The following is a 17808-nucleotide window of genomic DNA, read 5'->3' as shown; positions in this document are numbered from 1 at the left end:
TGACACTATGAAATTATGGGGAGGACGTTTCTCCAAAAGTACAGATATGGTCGTTGATGATTTTAATTCTTCCATACGTTTTGACCAAAGATTATTCAGAGAAGATATTCAAGGCAGTATTGCCCATGTGACTATGCTTGCTGCAGTGCAAATTCTTTCTGAAAGCGAACGCGACACCATTATTCACGGACTCAAAGACTTAGAAAAATCTATTGAAAACAATGAAGTCGAATTTGATATAAGTGCTGAAGATATTCATATGAATATTGAAACCTTACTTATTCAACAAATTGGTGATGTAGCAAAAAAAATGCATACCGGTCGCAGCCGTAACGATCAAGTAGCTACTGATATGCGCCTTTATATAAAAAAAGAAGTGCAAGCCATCGACCAAGATGTCTTTAAACTCCTTGAGACACTTTTAAAATTATCTCAAGAGCATATTGAAACTATCATGCCTGGATATACCCATTTACAAAAAGCTCAGCCTACCACGTTGAGTCATCACCTTATGGCATATTTTGAAATGTTCAAACGCGATCGTGACCGATTGGCAACAAGTTATCATCGAATGAATCAGTCCCCTCTTGGTGCTGGTGCTTTCGCTACAACAACTTACCCTCTTGATCGAAATATGACGGCAGAACTTCTTGATTTTGATGCTATTTGTTTAAACAGCATGGATGCCGTAAGTGACAGAGATTTTTTGCTTGATGTATTATACGCATTATCCATGATTATGATGCACCTGTCCCGATTTTCTGAAGAAATTATCTTGTGGTGTTCACATGAATTTCGTTTTATTGATTTAGACGATGCATATAGCACCGGAAGTTCTATAATGCCACAAAAGAAAAACCCTGATATTCCAGAATTAATTCGTGGAAAAACCGGTCGTGTTTATGGAGATTTGATGTCTCTTTTAACTACGATGAAAGGATTACCTCTTGCCTATAACAAAGACACACAAGAAGACAAAGAAGTTACCTTTGATGCCATTGATACACTAAAAATGTGTCTCCCTATTTTCACGAAGCTTCTTGATACAATGACTGTCCGTAAAGAAGTGATGCGCTCTGGTGCCGAAGGTGGATTTACAAACGCAACAGATGCTGCCGATTATCTTGTTAAAAAAGGACTTGCCTTTAGAGATGCCCATGAAGTTATTGGAAAACTCGTACTCTATTGTGTCAACAACAACACCAACCTTAGCAAACTGTCTTTGTCAGAGTATCAAAATCTCTCACCACTCTTTGAAGAAGATATTTTTGATGCCATATCACTGGATACATGCGTCAACAAACGTCAGGTCATTGGTGGTCCTGCAAAAGAACAGATGGAAAAAGTCAATACATACGCCGCAACATACTTATGTGACTATCCAAGTATTTAATTTAATCAAACATTGTTTATCTTCATATAACTCAAATAAAAACAAAGCGACTATAGACTGAATGTCTATAGCCGCTCTTTTTTTATATACGTTTTAAGTAAATCGTTGCTAGTGGTGGCACTTTAATATCTAAAGCATAGGGTTTGTCATCCCATGACAGACTATGGGTTTGTATGGGATTTTCATTTACAATTCCACTACCTCCATATTTAAAATCGTCTGAATTTAAAATCTCTTGATACCTACCTTCACGTGGTACGCCAATACGGTGCATAAGTTTTGGAACCGGTGTAAAGTTACTTACTACAACAATATGTTCATCATCTTGATCGTCTTTTCGAACAAAGGACACAATACTTTCTACCGCATCTGTACAATTAATCCATTCAAATCCTTGTCCAGTAAAGTCTTCACTCCACAATGCTTTTTCTTCTCGATACAGTTTGTTTAAATCTGCAACATAGGATTGTATTTCTCGATGTTTATCATATTCTAACAGATTCCAATCCAAGCTCTTTGCTTCGCTCCATTCATCAAACTGCGCAAACTCAGATCCCATAAATAAAAGCTTTTTCCCCGGGTGTCCATACATAAATCCATATGAACAGCGTAAAGTAGCAAATTTTTGCCAATAATCGCCTGGCATTTTGTTAATCATCGAGCCTTTGCCATGTACAACCTCGTCATGAGAAAGCACCAAAATAAAGTTTTCCGTAAAGGCATAGACAAGACTAAAGGTTAAATCATTATGATGGTATTGCTTATGAATCGGGTCTTTTGAAGCATAACGCAAAAAGTCATTCATCCATCCCATGTTCCATTTTAGCCCAAAACCTAGTCCCCCCATATTCGTTGGTCTAGATACTCCCGGCCAAGCTGTTGATTCTTCAGCAATCATGACAATTCCCGGATTACGGCCATAAATCACCGAATTCATGTGTTTAAAAAACTCAACTGCTTCAATGTTTTCTCTTCCTCCATGAGGGTTTGGAATCCATTCTCCTGACTCTTTTCCGTAATCTAAGTAAAGCATCGATGCTACTGCATCGACTCTTAAGCCATCAATGTGATACTTTTCAATCCAATACAAAGCATTACCTATAAGAAAGTTTTTTACTTCATTACGCCCATAGTTAAAAATCATCGTTCCCCAATGTGGATGTTCACCTTTTCTTGCATCTTCATGTTCATATAACGCAGAGCCATCAAAACGCATTAAGCCATGGGCATCTTTAGGAAAATGTGCCGGAACCCAGTCTAATATAACCCCAATATCATGTTGATGCAAGTAGTCTATAAAATACATAAAATCATCTGGATTGCCAAAGCGTGAGGTCGGTGCAAAGTATCCTGTAACCTGATACCCCCACGAACCATCAAATGGATGTTCTAAGATAGGCATTAACTCAATATGGGTATAATGCATCTGTTGTAAATACTCTACAAGCTCATGTGCTAGTTCACGATAATTTAAAAATCCATGCTCACTTTTATTGCGCTTCCAAGACCCTAAATGCAACTCGTATATTGACATTGGTTGCTTTAAACTATCCGTCGTTGATTTATTTTCTTGCCAGCGTTGGTCTTTCCATGTGTATTGGGAGCTATCCCACACGACTGAAGCCGTTCTTGGTCGTAACTCAGCATAAGACGCATATGGGTCAGATTTTTCAATAATAACACCATCACGTGTTTTGATCTCAAATTTATATACTTCTTCAACGCCAAGCCCCGGAATAAACACTTCATATATCCCTGAATTCCCTAGTAAGCGCATTGGGTATATGCGTCCATCCCATCCGCAAAAATGCCCCACAACGCTTACTCTAGAAGCATTTGGCGCCCATACAGCAAAGGCAACACCTTCCACGCCATCAATGGTTAATGGATGCGCACCGAGTTTGTTATATATCTCATAGTGGGTTCCTTGTCCAAATAAATACATATCAAGTTCTGAAATCGTTGGTTCAAAACAATACGGATCATAATTTTCCCAACTTTCTCCCTCATAGTTTGTATATCTATATTTGTAGGAAATTATTTTTTTCAATTCAAGTGTAAAGACACCTGATTCATTAATTGAAGACATTGAGTATACTTCATCATTATCTATGTCAATGACTTCAATTTTTTTTGCATAAGGCTGATATGCATTAATATATACACTTCCATCTTTTAGCTGATGTATTCCTAGAAAATGATGTGGATTTTGATGACGTGATTCCGTTATGCTTTGCACTTCGTCTATATTTATGTACGATTTCATAAGGCCCCTCCTTAGTCCAAACAAGTGAAATTATTATCTATATTTATTTTATCTCTAATCCCATAAAATAGCAATGACGAACTAAAAAAGATGCTTTTAAAAATAAAAGCATCTTTTTTTGAGCAACATCATTTAATTTTTTAATTGGGCTGAATACCTTCTGGATATCCGCTGATATAATTAAAGATGGCATTATCATTATCAAGGAAAATAGTACTTCCTTTAATATTTTCATAAATCTCCATACGTTTAATAAATTGGAAAAACTCTAAGTCTTTTTGTAAGGATTCCTGATAAATACGAATGGATTCAGCATCTGCCTCCGCTTTAATAACAGCCGCCTCTTCAACTGCCTTACTAATAATCTCAGCACGCTGACGATCAGTCATTGATTGAGCCTTTATATATTCACTATCACCTTCTGCAATAAGCTTCTCAGACTCTTTTTCAATCTCTTTTGCCATCTTTTCCTCAATATTGGCTATGTTTGATTGAGGAAAGTTTTTTCGATTAATCCCGATATCCGTCACAAACAATCCATATTCAGAAACCAGCTGTTCATTTAATGTTTCTTTTTTAGAATCAAGCAGTTCCTCTAATGTGTTCTGATAAAAGAATTCATCAAACTTTAGTGTATTAGCTGAGTTAATAACCGTCTTATAGACATATTCATCCATACGTTTATTCGCTTCAAATTTATTGCCTACAGCTAGGCTATAGACTACCGGATCAAGTACACGGTATTGTGCATACATTTCTATTTCTATACGTCGTTCGTCATTTGTATTAATCAGCTTGGTGTTTGACGTATAAGTCAAATACTTTGCTGAGTAATGGTTGACTGTATCAATAAAAGGTCGTTTAAAATGTAAACCTTTTTCTGAAATCACTTGAATATTGTTATAATTGTTGCGTTCCAAGTTCTCGCGTACTTTAGCTTCATCGTCTGGAGCAATAATAACATCATTAATTTTTCCAAATGTTTTTATCACTGCTACTTGATCTTCTTTAACTATATATAGTGAATTTGCTAATACAAATAGTCCTACAACAACGAGTATCGCAACAATAATTCCTGTTTTTTTCATCGTTTTCCTCCTTCCTACTCAACAATAGATTGCTTAATTGCACTATCATCCAAGTTATAAAATTTATAGACATCACTGCCTGAGGCTCCGTCAACAATTATTTTATTATTACCTAAAAATGCGGTCATTGCGTCAATATAATATCGTTCCTTAAGAATATCCGGATTATTGACATACTCAGTATATAAAGCATTAAACTCTGCAACCCCTGCATTAGCTGATGCAATAACTTCTGCACGATACGCATTCGCTTCTTCGACCAGCTTTGTAGCTTCTGCTCGGGCTTGTGGAATAACTGTATTGTTATACTTTTCAATATCTTCACGTTTACCGTTTTTATATTGGTTTGCATTTTCTTTTTGTTGGTATGCCGTTTCTACATTGTCCAAAAACTGAACATTTTGTGTTGCTACTAAAAGAATCTCAAGTCCTGATTCATATTCTTGCATTTTTTGCTGTAATTCTGGTAAAACAGCAGCATCAATCAGTTCTTTTTGTGTCTTCGCTTCATCTAATGTTAAAGACTGAACGCTTGCGCGAAGAACATCTTCAAGGGCAAGGCGTAATGTACCTTCCGGATCATCGACTTTAAATAAATAGTCCACCGGATTATTTATTCGATATTGAATAACTAATTCAATTAAGGCAATGGATGCATTATTGTTTGCCCCATCAACGATAATTCGTGCTTCCGCTTCTTCTTCTGAATGTACTGGAGAAGCTTTTTCTGTCCCCGGCGTATCCGTTCTAAATCCATATTCCATATTGTAGATGGCACGAACATCGACTTTTTCAATTTGATCTACCAACGGGACTTTAAAGTGTAACCCTGGATCTGTTACTACTTCATTGACTCGACCAAAACGTAGGACAACTGCATTTTCCTGGTTTTCAAGCATGTAAATGCTGTTTAATAAAATAAAGGCTAACGCAATTATAATGATAATAATCGGTCCAATGGTAAAGATTTTTTTACGCATTGACCGCATGTCAATATCAACAACATTGTCATCATCTTTATTGTAAAATTGCTGGTTCATTATGTTTCCTCCTTTTTTGTGCTTTATTTATTATATCATACTCTCAACGTCTATCTATTAAAATCCTATTATTTTTTTATAATTGATTCGCCATATAAGATTATAAAATTGAATTCTGGTTTTTAATAAAAAAAACTCGGACACATATCCGAGTTTTAGTCTATTAGTTTATATGTATTCGATGAATAAAGAGTCCACTACGTAGCTTTGGTTCAAACCAAGTGGATTTTGGCGGCATTAAACGTTCTGCATCTGAGACATCAATCAATTCATGAATTGATGTTGGTTTCATTGAAAATGCCACTTTCATATCATGATGTACACGTCGCTCAAGTTCTCCTAACCCCCGTATACCTCCAACAAAATCAATGCGCTCACTTGTTCTTGGATCTTGAATTCCTAAAATTGGTTCTAGAATGTAATCTTGTAAAATTGAGACATCCAATTCCTTTACCGGATCATTATTCATAGTATCCTTCTTCTTAAACGCTAGTCCATACCATACATTCTCTAAGTACATCCCAAATGTTCCTTTTTCCTGTGGTGAAAAGGGATTAATGGACTTTGAAATAATCGAAAAGTTTTGTTCGATTTTTGATAAGAATTCATCCACAGATAATTGATTCAAATCTGTAACCACACGATTATAATCAAGAATCTCAAGTTCAGAATCCGGAAAAACTACAGCTAAAAATTGTGCTGCTTCACCTTCAAAAGCGTACTTTTGAGCTATCTTTGCCGCTGATGCTGCACGGTGATGCCCATCTGCAATATACAGATTGTTCATTTTCTGAACTTCGTTCTGTATTTTTATTATATCTTCTGTTTTCTTGACTGCATACCCTTTATGGCGTACCCCATCTTCTCCTGTAAATTCAAATATAACGTGTGCTTCTTGTCGTACCTGTTCAAAAAGCATCTGCATAGTATTTGTATTTTTGTACGTTAGAAATATAGGACCTGTATGTGCCTGAAGTGTATCTATATGTTGTATACGATCATTTTCTTTTATCTCGCGTGTATTTTCATGCTTTTTTATCATACCTGAAAGGTATTCTTTTGCAAGTACACATCCAACAATTCCTCTTTGTATCTTGCCAAAACGTTCAAGTTCATATATATATAGCTGTTCTTGCTCATCTTGAACGAATTGCCCATTATGTATCATTTGATTAAAACGCTTTTTTGCCGCTTCATATACTTGACTATCATACATATCAATTTGATTATCTAGTAACGTCTCACCGCGATCAATTTGAAGAAATGACAATGGATTCGCTTTGACCACTTCCATCGCTTCGACACGGTTATACACATCATAAGGCAATGCTGCAATCTTTTGTGTTAGATGCGCTGCTGGTCTTAATGCTTTAAATGGATTGATTGTTGCCATGATTGCCTCCTATTAAATCTATTTGATTACACGAACTTTTAATACACCTTCAATCGCTTTAAGTTTTGCAACCACCGATTCTGTCACAACATCTTCTAAATCAAGTAATGTATATGCATTACCATTTTTACTTTTATTTAGCATGTCCGAAATATTAAGGTTGGCATTTGCCAAAACAGACGTTATCTGTCCGACCATGTTAGGAATGTTTTTATGCAAGACACTCAATCGTGCTATCGAATTACATACACCTAAGTCCGCTGCTGGGTAGTTCACTGAGTTACATATGTTACCATTTTCAAGATAATCTTTTAATTGTGCTACTGCCATTTTTGCACAGTTTGTCTCTGATTCTGGAGTCGATGCACCTAAATGCGGAATTGCAATGACACCGTCCATTTCAATTGTTCGCTCATTTGGAAAATCCGTAACATATCGGCTGACTTTTCCAGATTTTAATGCAGATTCAATAGCATCATCATCCACCAATTCACCTCGTGAAAAATTCAAAATACGAACGCCATCTTTCATCTTATCGATTAAGTCTGTATTAATCATTCCTTTTGTTTCATCCATTAAAGGTACATGAACACTAATGTAATCGGATTTTTCCAACAATTCATCCATATTACTTGCTTTATGTACGACACGTTTTAATCCCCATGCTGCATCGACAGAAATAAAAGGGTCATATCCATATACGTCCATACCTAAGGATATTGCCGCATTGGCAACAAGTGCTCCGATAGCACCTAGTCCAATGATACCTAATGTTTTGCCCATTATCTCCGGTCCTGCGAAATTACTTTTTCCTGCTTCAACTTTTTTAGCGATGTCGCTTTGATCTTTCAGCGTTTTTGCCCAATCAATGGCACCTGGAATGTCCCGTGAAGACATAAGCAAACCAGCCAATGCCAATTCTCTAACCGCATTCGCATTGGCTCCTGGCGTATTAAAGACAACAATCCCTTCTTGCGAACATTGGTCAACAGGAACATTGTTCACTCCTGCTCCTGCTCTTGCAATAGCAGCTACATTATTTGACATTGTATAATCATGTAACTTAAAGCTTCGTAGTACTATTCCTTCGTAATCGCCTTCGGCGTTTTCATCAATGACTCTATATTGATCCGATAACAAATTCAATCCTTGTTCATCAATTTTATTTAACGTTTTTATTGTAAACATCATATCCTCCACTTTTCTTGATTTATTGTCTTATGCGTGTTTTGCTTCGAATGCTTTCATAAAATCAACAAGTTTTTGTACACCTTCAATTGGCATTGCATTGTAAATGCTTGCACGCATGCCGCCAACACTTCGGTGTCCTTTTAAATTAACCATGCCCTGATTTGCAGCTTCTTTAATAAACTGTGCATTTAATGCATCCTCTTTACAAATAAAGGTAACATTCATCTTCGAACGGCTTTGCTTATCTACAGGCGCTATATAAAAATCTGTTGAGTCAAGATAATTATAGAGAAGGTCCGCTTTTTGGATATTTGTTTTTTCAATCGCTTCGAGTCCACCATTTTGCTTGAGCCATTTAAACACAAGTCCTGCAACATAAATACTATATGTTGGTGGTGTGTTAAACATCGAATCATTATCCGCATGAATTGAATATCTTAACATCGTCGGAACCGATTCAGGAACCTCTTGAATTAAATCTTTTCTTATAATTACAGCCGTTACACCAGCTGGTCCCATATTTTTTTGTGCGCCGGCAAAGATAATGCCATAGTCCGATACATTAATAGGCTTTGAAAGAATGTTTGAAGACATATCGGCTACAACCGGAACGCCTTTTGTATCCGGCAATTTTGTGAATTCCGTACCATAGATGGTATTGTTTGACGTAATGTAAAAATAGTCCGCGTCTGGATCAATGCTAATCTTATCTAAATCTGGTATATAGGAGAAGGTTTTATCTTCCGATGAAGCCAACACCTCAACATTCATATATTTTTTTGCTTCTGCAATGGCTTTTTTTGACCATGCTCCTGTATTAATAAATTGAGCTTTTTTATTTTTATTACCAATATTTAATGGAATCATTGCAAACTGAAGCGACGCACCACCTTGTAAAAACAGCACTTCATAATTGTCCGGTATTGACAATAAATCTATAAAATCTTGTTTTGCTTCTTCAATAATCTTACTATATACTGCTGATCGGTGGCTCATCTCCATGACGCTCATACCTGAGTCTTGATAATTGACTAACTCACTTGCAGCAATTTTTAATACTTCCTCAGGTAACGTTGATGGTCCAGCTGAAAAATTATAAACACGTTCCATTATTATCACTCCTATTTGTCAGAATTTTGTTGGCTACGCCGTTATATGTTCATGTAATAATGCGTCTGAGTTTCTCACAGAAATACATACGTATATCTCGCGCGTACACTGTTAACATTTTATCATATACTTCAATACGTTACAAGAGTTTATTTCTGAATCTTTTTAAAGTCTTGCCCCGTAGGTACCTGAAATAATGAAAGCCCGAAATATGGCAATACCGAATATATATGCTCAAATATGTTCGCTTGTATTTCTTCATAATACTTCCAACGAATATCATTACTAAAGCAATAAACCTGTAAAGGGATCCCTTGCCCCGTAGATTCTAATTGCCTAACCATAATAATAAAGTCTTGACTAATGGATGGATGTGTTTTCAAATATTCATTGATATATACTCGTAATGTACCTATATTTGTCAATGCACGTTTGTTGAGTGGATGCGTAGATGCAATCTTTGCATTATGCGCATTAATATCCTGTTCTTTTTGTTCAATGTAATCTCTTAGCAGTTCTACCTTTTTCAATGCATTCATCTGCTCAGCATCTAAGAATCGAACATCGCCTCCATCAAGTATGATTTGTCGAGATATCCGTCGTGCTCCAGATTTGCTCATGCCTTCCCAGTTGGTAAATGCTTCTTCAATAAATTTATAGGCGGGAATATGTGTAATTGTATTATCCCAATTTTCTACAGAAACTTTAGTAAGGGAAACATCAATAACGGCTCCATTGGCTCTAAACTGCGGCATTTCAATCCAGTCACCAATACTTAACAAGCGATTGGTCGATAGTTGTATCCCTGCAACAAATCCTAATATGCTATCTCTAAATACCAGTAAAAGAATTGCCGACATTCCACCAACACTCGAAAGGAGCGCAAGTGCAGAACCACTGTTGCTAAAATTAACTAATCCAATAATTAATGCAAAAATAAATACTCCGATTTTAACTACTTGAAGAAGCCCTTTAATCGGCATATCCTTGGCATAGGGTTCTAAATTATAGATATCATTAACAGCATCCAAAAGCTTAAATACGGCAACTACCGTAATTGCTATTCCGGAATAGACAAGAATATGTCGGATAACTCGCCCCATGTCCCCGTAGGAGAAACTAAAAACATACAAAATAATAATCGTTGCAAAATGGGCAAGCCAATGGAAGACTTTTCTATCATAGATCATTTCATCTTTTTTTGTCGGCGTTTTTAATACAATTTTACGTATAACCCGCTGAACAACAGTTGTAGCTATGCGATCAATAATAAGGGCAAAAATCAAGGCTAAAACGGTTAACGAAACAAAAATAATAAAGGATCCAAGTTCTCCTTCTGGGTCAATCATTGGACTTAACAAATTTGATAATGCATTTTTTAACACTTTTCTCTTTCCTTTCTTTGTCTTTATATATTATTATGATATACTATTTTTATAAATATTCAAAGAGGGGAATATACTATGGCCAATCAAAAAAACAAACAATTAACTAATAAAGATACAGAGATTCTATTTAAAGAAATAAAAGAAACTTCCAATATCTATCGTTTTATCGAAAAAAATTCTGATCAACTCTATCGCCCTTCACTTGCTGATTATCTCAATTTTTTATTAAAAAAATACGATATGTCTAAAAGTGCGCTGATTTTTCGTTCAGACATATCGCGTCAATACGCCTATGAAATTTTTTCAGGACAAAAAAATCCATCGCGGGCAAAGGTCATCGCCATCATCTTATCTCTTCACCCAAGCTTAGAAGAAGCTCAACGTCTTCTAACCTATGCAGGTCACCATCCTTTACATCCAAAGGACCTACGAGATACCATTATCATTCACAGCATACAACAAAGGATGTCACTTGTAGACACAAACGACATCCTCTATACTTTATCTTTACCGCTTATTGAGTAGTATTGTTCCCTTGTATATGCTCATGTTCTGTTAAATGTTTCATGCAATACTCATGATATCCTTCACACTTAGAACAATATCTAAATTCCATTGTCGGATCGTCATGCTCTGTAATGCCACATACTGTACATTTATGTGCATGTTTAGATTTAGGCGTTATACCTCTTTCATACTGCTGTTTTCTTACTTGATTCTTAACATGTGTCTTGCGATTAGTAATTATATCTTTACCAAAGAATAAAAGGAAGTTAGATACCCCTGCCAAGACACTAATTTTAGTCGCTGGTCCCCCCATAATAAATTGGAAGGCTAATAACCCCGCACTAAAATATGCTAAATATTTAATTTTGACCGGCAAAATAAAATAAACTCGCACTTGAAACTCTGGATGTAATCGGGCAAACGCAAAAAATAATGTCATATTCAAATATGTAGAACTTGCTGTAATACCAAAAATTAAGCTCGTAGCTATCAGCATAATCACACCGGTAAAATAGTATACATTAAACTTAAAGCTTCCCCATGCATGTTCAAGTGTGTTGCCAATCAAGTAATAGAAATACAACACAAAAATAATAAAGATTAAACTACTTGTTGGTGGAATCATAATAAATGTAAATACTCGCCAAATCTCACCCGCAAACACCCGTTCAGGAATCAGCATCAAAAGATAGGTCAAGGGTGTGGGGTCTAGCCGATCTAAAATAAATACGGCGGCATTGGCAAATACAATATATAGCATCAAGTTCGGTATTGCCACTCGACCAAACTTACGCTGTAAACGATCTAAAAACTTCATAGTATACCTACTTGTCTAATTTATTTTCTGGTTGCATTATTTCCTCTGCCGTTTCTTCTATAGCCTCTTCAATATCTTCTGTTATTTCTTCAACATCTTCTACGGCATCTTCTACAACTTCTTCTACATCTAATTGCATGTCCACTTCACTTGTCGGTAACGATGCATCCGTAACCATTAAGCCAGACGCTGTAAGATCATAATTCAAATATAACTGCACTGTTTTTTCGGTAAACTCATCTTGATGAATTTGAACTCCACTTGCTTTAATACGACCATCACAGATAACTTCCACATGTGGTGGCACGATAACCTTCACTCCACTACAAAGTGCATAGATGTCTAAATATACTTCATCTTCTTCAAATTGGGCATCCGCTAAATTGATTTCAACGCCTGAGAACATTGTAGCCATTGCATTACCATCAAAATGGTCATACACTAATTGTTCTCCTTTAAACATATATACTTTATTGTACATTGTACGTACCGTATCGTATTTTTTGTATACCCAAGCAGCTGCACCTAAGACTGAACTTAACACAACTAATTTTCCTAAATTTTTTCGTCCCATATTATCACCTCGTATCTTTTATTATTTATATTATAACATATCTTTTTCTAAAGAATATTATAATTTTATTAACTCTTTCTCTTTGTATCCTAATATAATACGGTCTTCACCGATAATTAGAGGGCGCTTAATAAGCATGCCTTCTTGGGACAACATTTCTGCTGCTTCTTCAATAGAGAGCGTGTCTACAATGTCTTTTAAACCTCGTTCACGATAAATCATACCAGAAGTATTAAAAAATCGTCGTATAGGCAAACCACTGCGTTGTATTATATCTATAAGCATACTTTGATCTGGCGTTTGTGTTGTAATGTTTTTTTCATCATAGTCTATGGCATGTTCATCAAGCCATTTCAAAGTTTTTTTGCACGTACTGCATTTTGGGTAGCAATAAATTGTAATCATCGTTTACTCCTTTATTGTAAATTGATAGTCTCCATCACGGTAATCAATAATTATGTCATCGCCTTCTTTGAATCGGTCAGCAATCAACGCTTTACCTAGCTGTGTCTCAATAACTGACTGAACAAACCGCTTAACAGGTCTTGCGCCAAAGACAGGATTGTAGCTGTCTTGTGCCATTTTTTCTAATGCTACCGGGCGCACTTCAAGTGTCATATGTCGTTCAGCTAAGCGATGTCTTAATTGATCAAGCACCAAATCAACAATACCTTTAATTGCCTCGATTGTCAATGGTGTAAAGAGAACAATTTCATCAATTCTATTTAACAATTCCGGCTTAAACGTTTGATGCATAAGGTTCATAATTTGTTCTTTAATTTCTATAGGTATGTCTTGGTCAGCTGTTGCCTGAGCCATATAATCCAGTAATACGTTGCTTCCAATATTCGATGTCATAATAACCACTGTATTCTTAAAATCAACAACATGCCCTTGATTATCTGTTAATCGTCCATCATCAAGTAATTGAAGTAATACATTAAACACTTCTGGATGCGCTTTTTCAATCTCGTCAAATAAAATGACACTATATGGTTTACGTCGCACGGCTTCTGTGAGTTGTCCTCCTTGCTCATAGCCCACATATCCCGGTGGCGCTCCAATCAATCTAGATACGGCATGACGTTCCATGTATTCACTCATATCAATACGCACCATGTTGTTTTCATCATCAAACATCGCTTCTGCCAATGTTTTTGCAAGCTCCGTTTTCCCAACACCTGTCGGTCCTAAAAAAATAAATGATCCAATAGGTTTGGAAGGATCCTTAAGACCAGCCCTAGCACGTATGACCGCATTACTGACTGCTGTAACAGCCTCGTCTTGACCAATGACGCGCTCATGCAAAATATCTTCTAAATTAAGCAATTTGGTTTTTTCTGTTTCTGCTAATTTGGTTATAGGTATCCCTGTCCATTTTGATATAATCTGGGAAATCTCAAATTCTGTCACTTCTTCTTTAAGCAGAGCATCTTTTTGGGGTTGCTTATGAGCCATTTGAATATCTTCGAGTTGTTTATTTAGCTCAGCTAAAGTACCATAACGAAGCTGTGCTAATTTCTCCAAATCATAGTTTCGCTCTGCTTGTTCAATCTGGTGCTTAACTTCTTCAATCTGCTTCTTAATTTCTTTTTCCTTAGTTATTGCGGCTTTTTCAACTTCCCACTTTGATTTTAGTATATGAAACTCCTCTTTTAGCGCTGAGATTTCACGTTCCAATTCCTCGCGTCGAAGAGCCGAATCTTGGTCCGTCTCTTTTACCATTGCTTCTTTTTCAATTTCTTTTTGCATAATCATTCTTGATAACGCATCGACTTCTTGTGGCATTGAATCAATATCTGTACGTAGCATTGCTAAAGCTTCATCCATCAAATCAATTGCTTTATCCGGCAAAAATCGATCAGGAATATAGCGATGCGATAGTTTTGCACATGCAATAATCGCACCATCTGTTATGCGTACACCATGGTGGATTTCAAAGCGTTCCTTTAATCCACGAAGGATGGCTATCGTTGCTTCAACAGAAGGTTCATTGACAATAATGGGTTGAAAACGGCGTTCTAACGCAGCATCTTTTTCAATATATTTTCGATATTCATCTAGGGTTGTTGCTCCGATTAATCGCAACTCTCCACGAGCCAACATAGGCTTAAGCAAATTTCCTGCATCCATCGACCCTTCTGTTTTTCCCGCTCCAACAATTGTATGTAACTCGTCAATAAAAAGAATAATCTTCCCATTTGATTCTTCTATAGCTGATAACACACTTTTTAAGCGTTCTTCAAACTCGCCACGATATTTTGCCCCTGCGATAAGCGCTCCCATATCAAGTGCATAAATACTTTTGTCTTTTAGTCCTTCGGGAACATCCCCTGCAAGAACGCGTTGTGCAAGGCCTTCAACCACAGCCGTTTTACCGACTCCCGGCTCTCCAATTAATACGGGATTATTTTTTGTTCGTCGAGATAAAATACGTATCGCACGTCGGATTTCTTCATCTCTTCCAATCACCGGATCAAGTTTTCCTTCACGGGCCATATCAACCAAATTACGTCCAAACTTTTCAAGGGCATTATAGGCATTTTCAGGATTTTGCGATGTAACGCGTTTGTTTTCTCGTACTGCCTTTAGACCTTCTAAAAATATATCTTTTGTAATTCCCATGTCAGTGATTATCTTACGATTAACGCCCCGCGAATGATCAATAATTGCTAAATATATATGCTCAACACTAATGTATTGATCTTGCATTTTTTTAGCAATCTCTTCTGCTTCGATTAAGGTTTTGTTTAGATCTCTTGACCCATAAAGTTCACTTTGGTTAGTTTGCACTTGAGGTTCTTTTTCCAGCGCGTCTAATAAATGTTCTCTATATTTATCGACAAATATATTTTTAGAGCTAAGTACGTTGGAGATGAGTCCATGTACATCTTCAAGTAATCCGTAGTGTAAATGTAGTGTATCTATCTGCGAGTGATTAAATTTTATAGCCATCTTTTGTGCTGTTTCGATGCTTTCCAATGATTTCTGTGTCATTTTTTCAGTATTCATAACACCACTCCTTTCTTTAGCACTCTCTTCGTTAGAGTGCTGATAAAATAATAATACAAAAAAACCACCTATTTGTCAACAGATGGTTTCTATTTTCATTTTTATATTACTTGTCATCGTTACAATGAATAATGCACCTTACACCGTTCCATACCATATTTAATATGCTGTTCCATAGCTTGATATGCTTTTTCGGGGTCACGTTCAAGCAAGGCATCCATAATTTTTTTATGATCCGCTAAAACGACTTCACTCATTTCAGGATTATCCTTTGTCTTGGCATACCCACCTTTGATTCCATTATTAATAATTGGAATGATACGATTCATGATAGGGTTATGTGTTGCTTGGGCAATAGAATTATGAAAGCGAATATCTGCACCGGTATGGTTTTTTCCAGCTTTTATTTTTTCGCATACTTGTTCATAAGCCTTTTGTATATGGATAATTTCTTCATCTGTTCCTCGTATTGCTGCAAGTCGAATCATCTGTGGTTCTAAAATTAAGCGCATCTCAAAAAAATGGAGCAATAAGTTATCTTCTTCCATAAAATATAGCCCCAACGGATCATTCGATACCCCCGGATTATCTGTAACAAATGTTCCTCTCCCTCGTTTAACTTCTAAAACATTCGTTGAAACAAGAATCTTAATTGCTTCACGAACGGTTGACCTACTGACATTAATGACCTCTGATAGCTCAATCTCGTTGGGCAATTTATCTCCGGGTTCAAGATTTTTCTCCATAATCATTTGTCGAATATCATCAGCAACTTTTTCAGATAGAATACCTTTATCATATATTCCCATCTTTTCCTCCCTTTATATATCGCTAGAACAAAGCGACTATATCGCGTTATTTCAAAGAGATAGCCTTCATATTTAAAAAGTTTTCTCTATATACTTTTTGCATTAAAAAACTGATATTGAGCACCATGACCCAATATCAGTTATTAAGCCTGCCTGATATTATACTATGTATTTTCTGTTCGTGTCAAATACTAGCTTATCTTTGAACGCGTCCAGATGCATCGCCTTCAATAAGTGTTTTAACTTCACTTACTGTTGCAAGGTTTGCATCACCAAAAATCGTTTGTTTTAATGCGGATGCACCAACAGCAAATTCTAATGCGTACTTGAAGTCATCACTTGATAACAATCCATAAATCAATCCACCTGCAAATGAGTCTCCACCACCCACACGGTCAACAATACGAATATCGTAGTGTTTTGATTGATAGAATTCATTTCCATCATAGATCAGTGCCGACCAGCCATTATCTGATGCTGAGTGGCTTTCTCGAAGTGTTGTGACAACGTATTTGAATCCAAACTGTTCTTTCATTTGTTTAAAAATACTCTTATATCCATCTAATTCCAATTCACCTGAAGTAACGTCTGTTGTTCCAGGTTTAAATCCTAATACTTTTTCAGCATCTTCTTCATTACCAATACAAACATCCACATATTGCATTAAGTTTGTCATGCAAGCTTTTGCTTCCTCTGGAGTCCAAAGCTTTTTACGGTAATTCAAGTCAACAGAAACCATAACGTTATGACGTTTTGCTGCTTTTAATGCTTCTTCAGTTAGTATCGCCGCTTCTTTACTAAGCGCAGGTGTAATTCCTGAAAAATGGAACCAGTCTACCCCTTCAAAAATTGCATCAAAATCAAAATCAGCTGCTGTTGCTTCTGCAATTGAAGAGTTTGCACGGTCATAAACAACTTGTGACGCACGCATTGATGCACCATGCTCAAGGTAGTATATACCTACACGGTCACCGCCACGAACAACGTGTTCTGTGTTAACGCCATAATTGCGAAGGTGATTAATTGCACTTTGTCCAATTGGATTATCTGGCAATTTTGATACAAAACTTGCATCCATTCCATAGTTTGCTAGAGATACAGCTACATTGGCCTCTCCACCACCATACACAACATCAAAGCTTTGTGCTTGTACAAAACGTTGTTTATCTGGGGGAGATAATCTTAACATTATTTCGCCTAAAGTAACAATTTTTTTCATA

15 protein-coding genes are annotated in these 17808 nt (G+C 36.4%); 2 read left to right on the top strand and 13 right to left on the bottom strand.

From position 1 onward, the window contains the following. The first annotated feature begins 7 nt into the window (after window positions 1-7). The gene (gene argH / locus QBE53_07825) at window positions 8-1393 is read left to right on the top strand and encodes an argininosuccinate lyase (GenBank protein WZL83007.1); all 1386 of its coding nucleotides are present in this window, start codon (window positions 8-10) and stop codon (window positions 1391-1393) included. Between the two features lie 82 nt (window positions 1394-1475). Here the strand turns inward: argH and glgB are convergent, their stop codons facing one another. The 7 genes from glgB to QBE53_07790 form a co-directional block, all read right to left on the bottom strand. Next, entirely contained in the window at window positions 1476-3659 is a 2184-nt protein-coding gene (gene glgB, locus QBE53_07820; GenBank protein ID WZL83006.1) for a 1,4-alpha-glucan branching protein GlgB, read from the bottom strand. Between the two features lie 140 nt (window positions 3660-3799). Further along, complete coding sequence (locus QBE53_07815; GenBank protein ID WZL83005.1) at window positions 3800-4747, bottom strand: SPFH domain-containing protein; 948 nt, start codon at window positions 4745-4747, stop codon at window positions 3800-3802. Window positions 4748-4761: 14 nt separating this feature from the next. Continuing rightward, a complete protein-coding gene (hflK, locus tag QBE53_07810; protein ID WZL83004.1) occupies window positions 4762-5787 on the bottom strand; it encodes an FtsH protease activity modulator HflK in 1026 nt (341 codons plus the stop codon). Between the two features lie 163 nt (window positions 5788-5950). Next, window positions 5951-7180 carry a DUF1015 family protein gene (locus QBE53_07805; GenBank protein WZL83003.1) on the bottom strand — a complete coding sequence of 410 codons (1230 nt, stop codon included), beginning with the start codon at window positions 7178-7180 and terminating at the stop codon, window positions 5951-5953. Between the two features lie 18 nt (window positions 7181-7198). Then, on the bottom strand, window positions 7199-8368 hold the full coding sequence (locus tag QBE53_07800; GenBank protein ID WZL83002.1) for a phosphoglycerate dehydrogenase: 1170 nt from the start codon (window positions 8366-8368) through the stop codon (window positions 7199-7201). A gap of 30 nt (window positions 8369-8398) precedes the next feature. After that, complete coding sequence (gene serC / locus QBE53_07795) at window positions 8399-9481, bottom strand: 3-phosphoserine/phosphohydroxythreonine transaminase (protein WZL83001.1); 1083 nt, start codon at window positions 9479-9481, stop codon at window positions 8399-8401. A gap of 149 nt (window positions 9482-9630) precedes the next feature. Beyond that, window positions 9631-10866 (bottom strand): mechanosensitive ion channel, encoded by a 1236-nt coding sequence (locus tag QBE53_07790; protein WZL83000.1) that lies wholly within the window; start codon window positions 10864-10866, stop codon window positions 9631-9633. A 78-nt stretch (window positions 10867-10944) separates the two neighbouring features. On the opposite strand from QBE53_07790, the gene QBE53_07785 reads away from it, so the two are divergent. Then, window positions 10945-11394, top strand: coding sequence for a hypothetical protein (locus QBE53_07785; GenBank protein WZL82999.1), 450 nt, complete (start codon window positions 10945-10947; stop codon window positions 11392-11394). On the opposite strand, the gene QBE53_07780 is transcribed toward QBE53_07785, so the two are convergent. The 6 genes from QBE53_07780 to QBE53_07755 all read right to left on the bottom strand — a co-directional run bounded on the left by QBE53_07780 (window position 11384) and on the right by QBE53_07755 (window position 17807). Beyond that, window positions 11384-12193 carry a hypothetical protein gene (locus QBE53_07780; protein WZL82998.1) on the bottom strand — a complete coding sequence of 270 codons (810 nt, stop codon included), beginning with the start codon at window positions 12191-12193 and terminating at the stop codon, window positions 11384-11386. The genes QBE53_07785 and QBE53_07780 overlap by 11 nt on opposite strands. A gap of 7 nt (window positions 12194-12200) precedes the next feature. Continuing rightward, entirely contained in the window at window positions 12201-12767 is a 567-nt protein-coding gene (locus QBE53_07775; GenBank protein ID WZL82997.1) for a hypothetical protein, read from the bottom strand. Window positions 12768-12824: 57 nt separating this feature from the next. After that, on the bottom strand, window positions 12825-13172 hold the full coding sequence (locus QBE53_07770) for an arsenate reductase family protein (protein ID WZL82996.1): 348 nt from the start codon (window positions 13170-13172) through the stop codon (window positions 12825-12827). A 3-nt stretch (window positions 13173-13175) separates the two neighbouring features. Next, complete coding sequence (gene clpB, locus QBE53_07765; GenBank protein WZL82995.1) at window positions 13176-15779, bottom strand: ATP-dependent chaperone ClpB; 2604 nt, start codon at window positions 15777-15779, stop codon at window positions 13176-13178. A 119-nt stretch (window positions 15780-15898) separates the two neighbouring features. Next, window positions 15899-16588, bottom strand: a complete 690-nt coding sequence (locus QBE53_07760) for a FadR/GntR family transcriptional regulator (GenBank protein WZL82994.1) — start codon at window positions 16586-16588, stop codon at window positions 15899-15901. Between the two features lie 196 nt (window positions 16589-16784). Then, entirely contained in the window at window positions 16785-17807 is a 1023-nt protein-coding gene (locus QBE53_07755) for a sugar kinase (GenBank protein ID WZL82993.1), read from the bottom strand. Window position 17808: the final 1 nt, after the last annotated feature.

Source organism: Vallitaleaceae bacterium 9-2 (assembly GCA_038396585.1).
Classification (GTDB): Bacteria; Bacillota; Clostridia; order Lachnospirales; family Vallitaleaceae; genus UBA1351.
Note: the sequence above shows the minus strand (reverse complement) of the source record. Positions and strands in the feature narration are given on the sequence as shown.

Excerpts from the sequence above, each read along its gene's own strand:
- QBE53_07780 (WZL82998.1), bottom strand. The coding sequence starts at position 12,193 with ATGAAGTTTTTAGATCGTTTACAGCGTAAGTTTGGTCGAGTGGCAATA.
- QBE53_07805 (WZL83003.1), bottom strand. The coding sequence starts at position 7,180 with ATGGCAACAATCAATCCATTTAAAGCATTAAGACCAGCAGCGCATCTA.
- QBE53_07775 (WZL82997.1), bottom strand. The coding sequence starts at position 12,767 with ATGGGACGAAAAAATTTAGGAAAATTAGTTGTGTTAAGTTCAGTCTTA.
- QBE53_07815 (WZL83005.1), bottom strand. The coding sequence starts at position 4,747 with ATGAAAAAAACAGGAATTATTGTTGCGATACTCGTTGTTGTAGGACTA.
- glgB (WZL83006.1), bottom strand. The coding sequence starts at position 3,659 with ATGAAATCGTACATAAATATAGACGAAGTGCAAAGCATAACGGAATCA.
- QBE53_07770 (WZL82996.1), bottom strand. The coding sequence starts at position 13,172 with ATGATTACAATTTATTGCTACCCAAAATGCAGTACGTGCAAAAAAACT.
- hflK (WZL83004.1), bottom strand. The coding sequence starts at position 5,787 with ATGAACCAGCAATTTTACAATAAAGATGATGACAATGTTGTTGATATT.
- QBE53_07760 (WZL82994.1), bottom strand. The coding sequence starts at position 16,588 with ATGGGAATATATGATAAAGGTATTCTATCTGAAAAAGTTGCTGATGAT.
- argH (WZL83007.1), top strand. The coding sequence starts at position 8 with ATGAAATTATGGGGAGGACGTTTCTCCAAAAGTACAGATATGGTCGTT.
- QBE53_07800 (WZL83002.1), bottom strand. The coding sequence starts at position 8,368 with ATGTTTACAATAAAAACGTTAAATAAAATTGATGAACAAGGATTGAAT.
- QBE53_07755 (WZL82993.1), bottom strand. The coding sequence starts at position 17,807 with ATGAAAAAAATTGTTACTTTAGGCGAAATAATGTTAAGATTATCTCCC.
- QBE53_07785 (WZL82999.1), top strand. The coding sequence starts at position 10,945 with ATGGCCAATCAAAAAAACAAACAATTAACTAATAAAGATACAGAGATT.
- clpB (WZL82995.1), bottom strand. The coding sequence starts at position 15,779 with ATGAATACTGAAAAAATGACACAGAAATCATTGGAAAGCATCGAAACA.
- serC (WZL83001.1), bottom strand. The coding sequence starts at position 9,481 with ATGGAACGTGTTTATAATTTTTCAGCTGGACCATCAACGTTACCTGAG.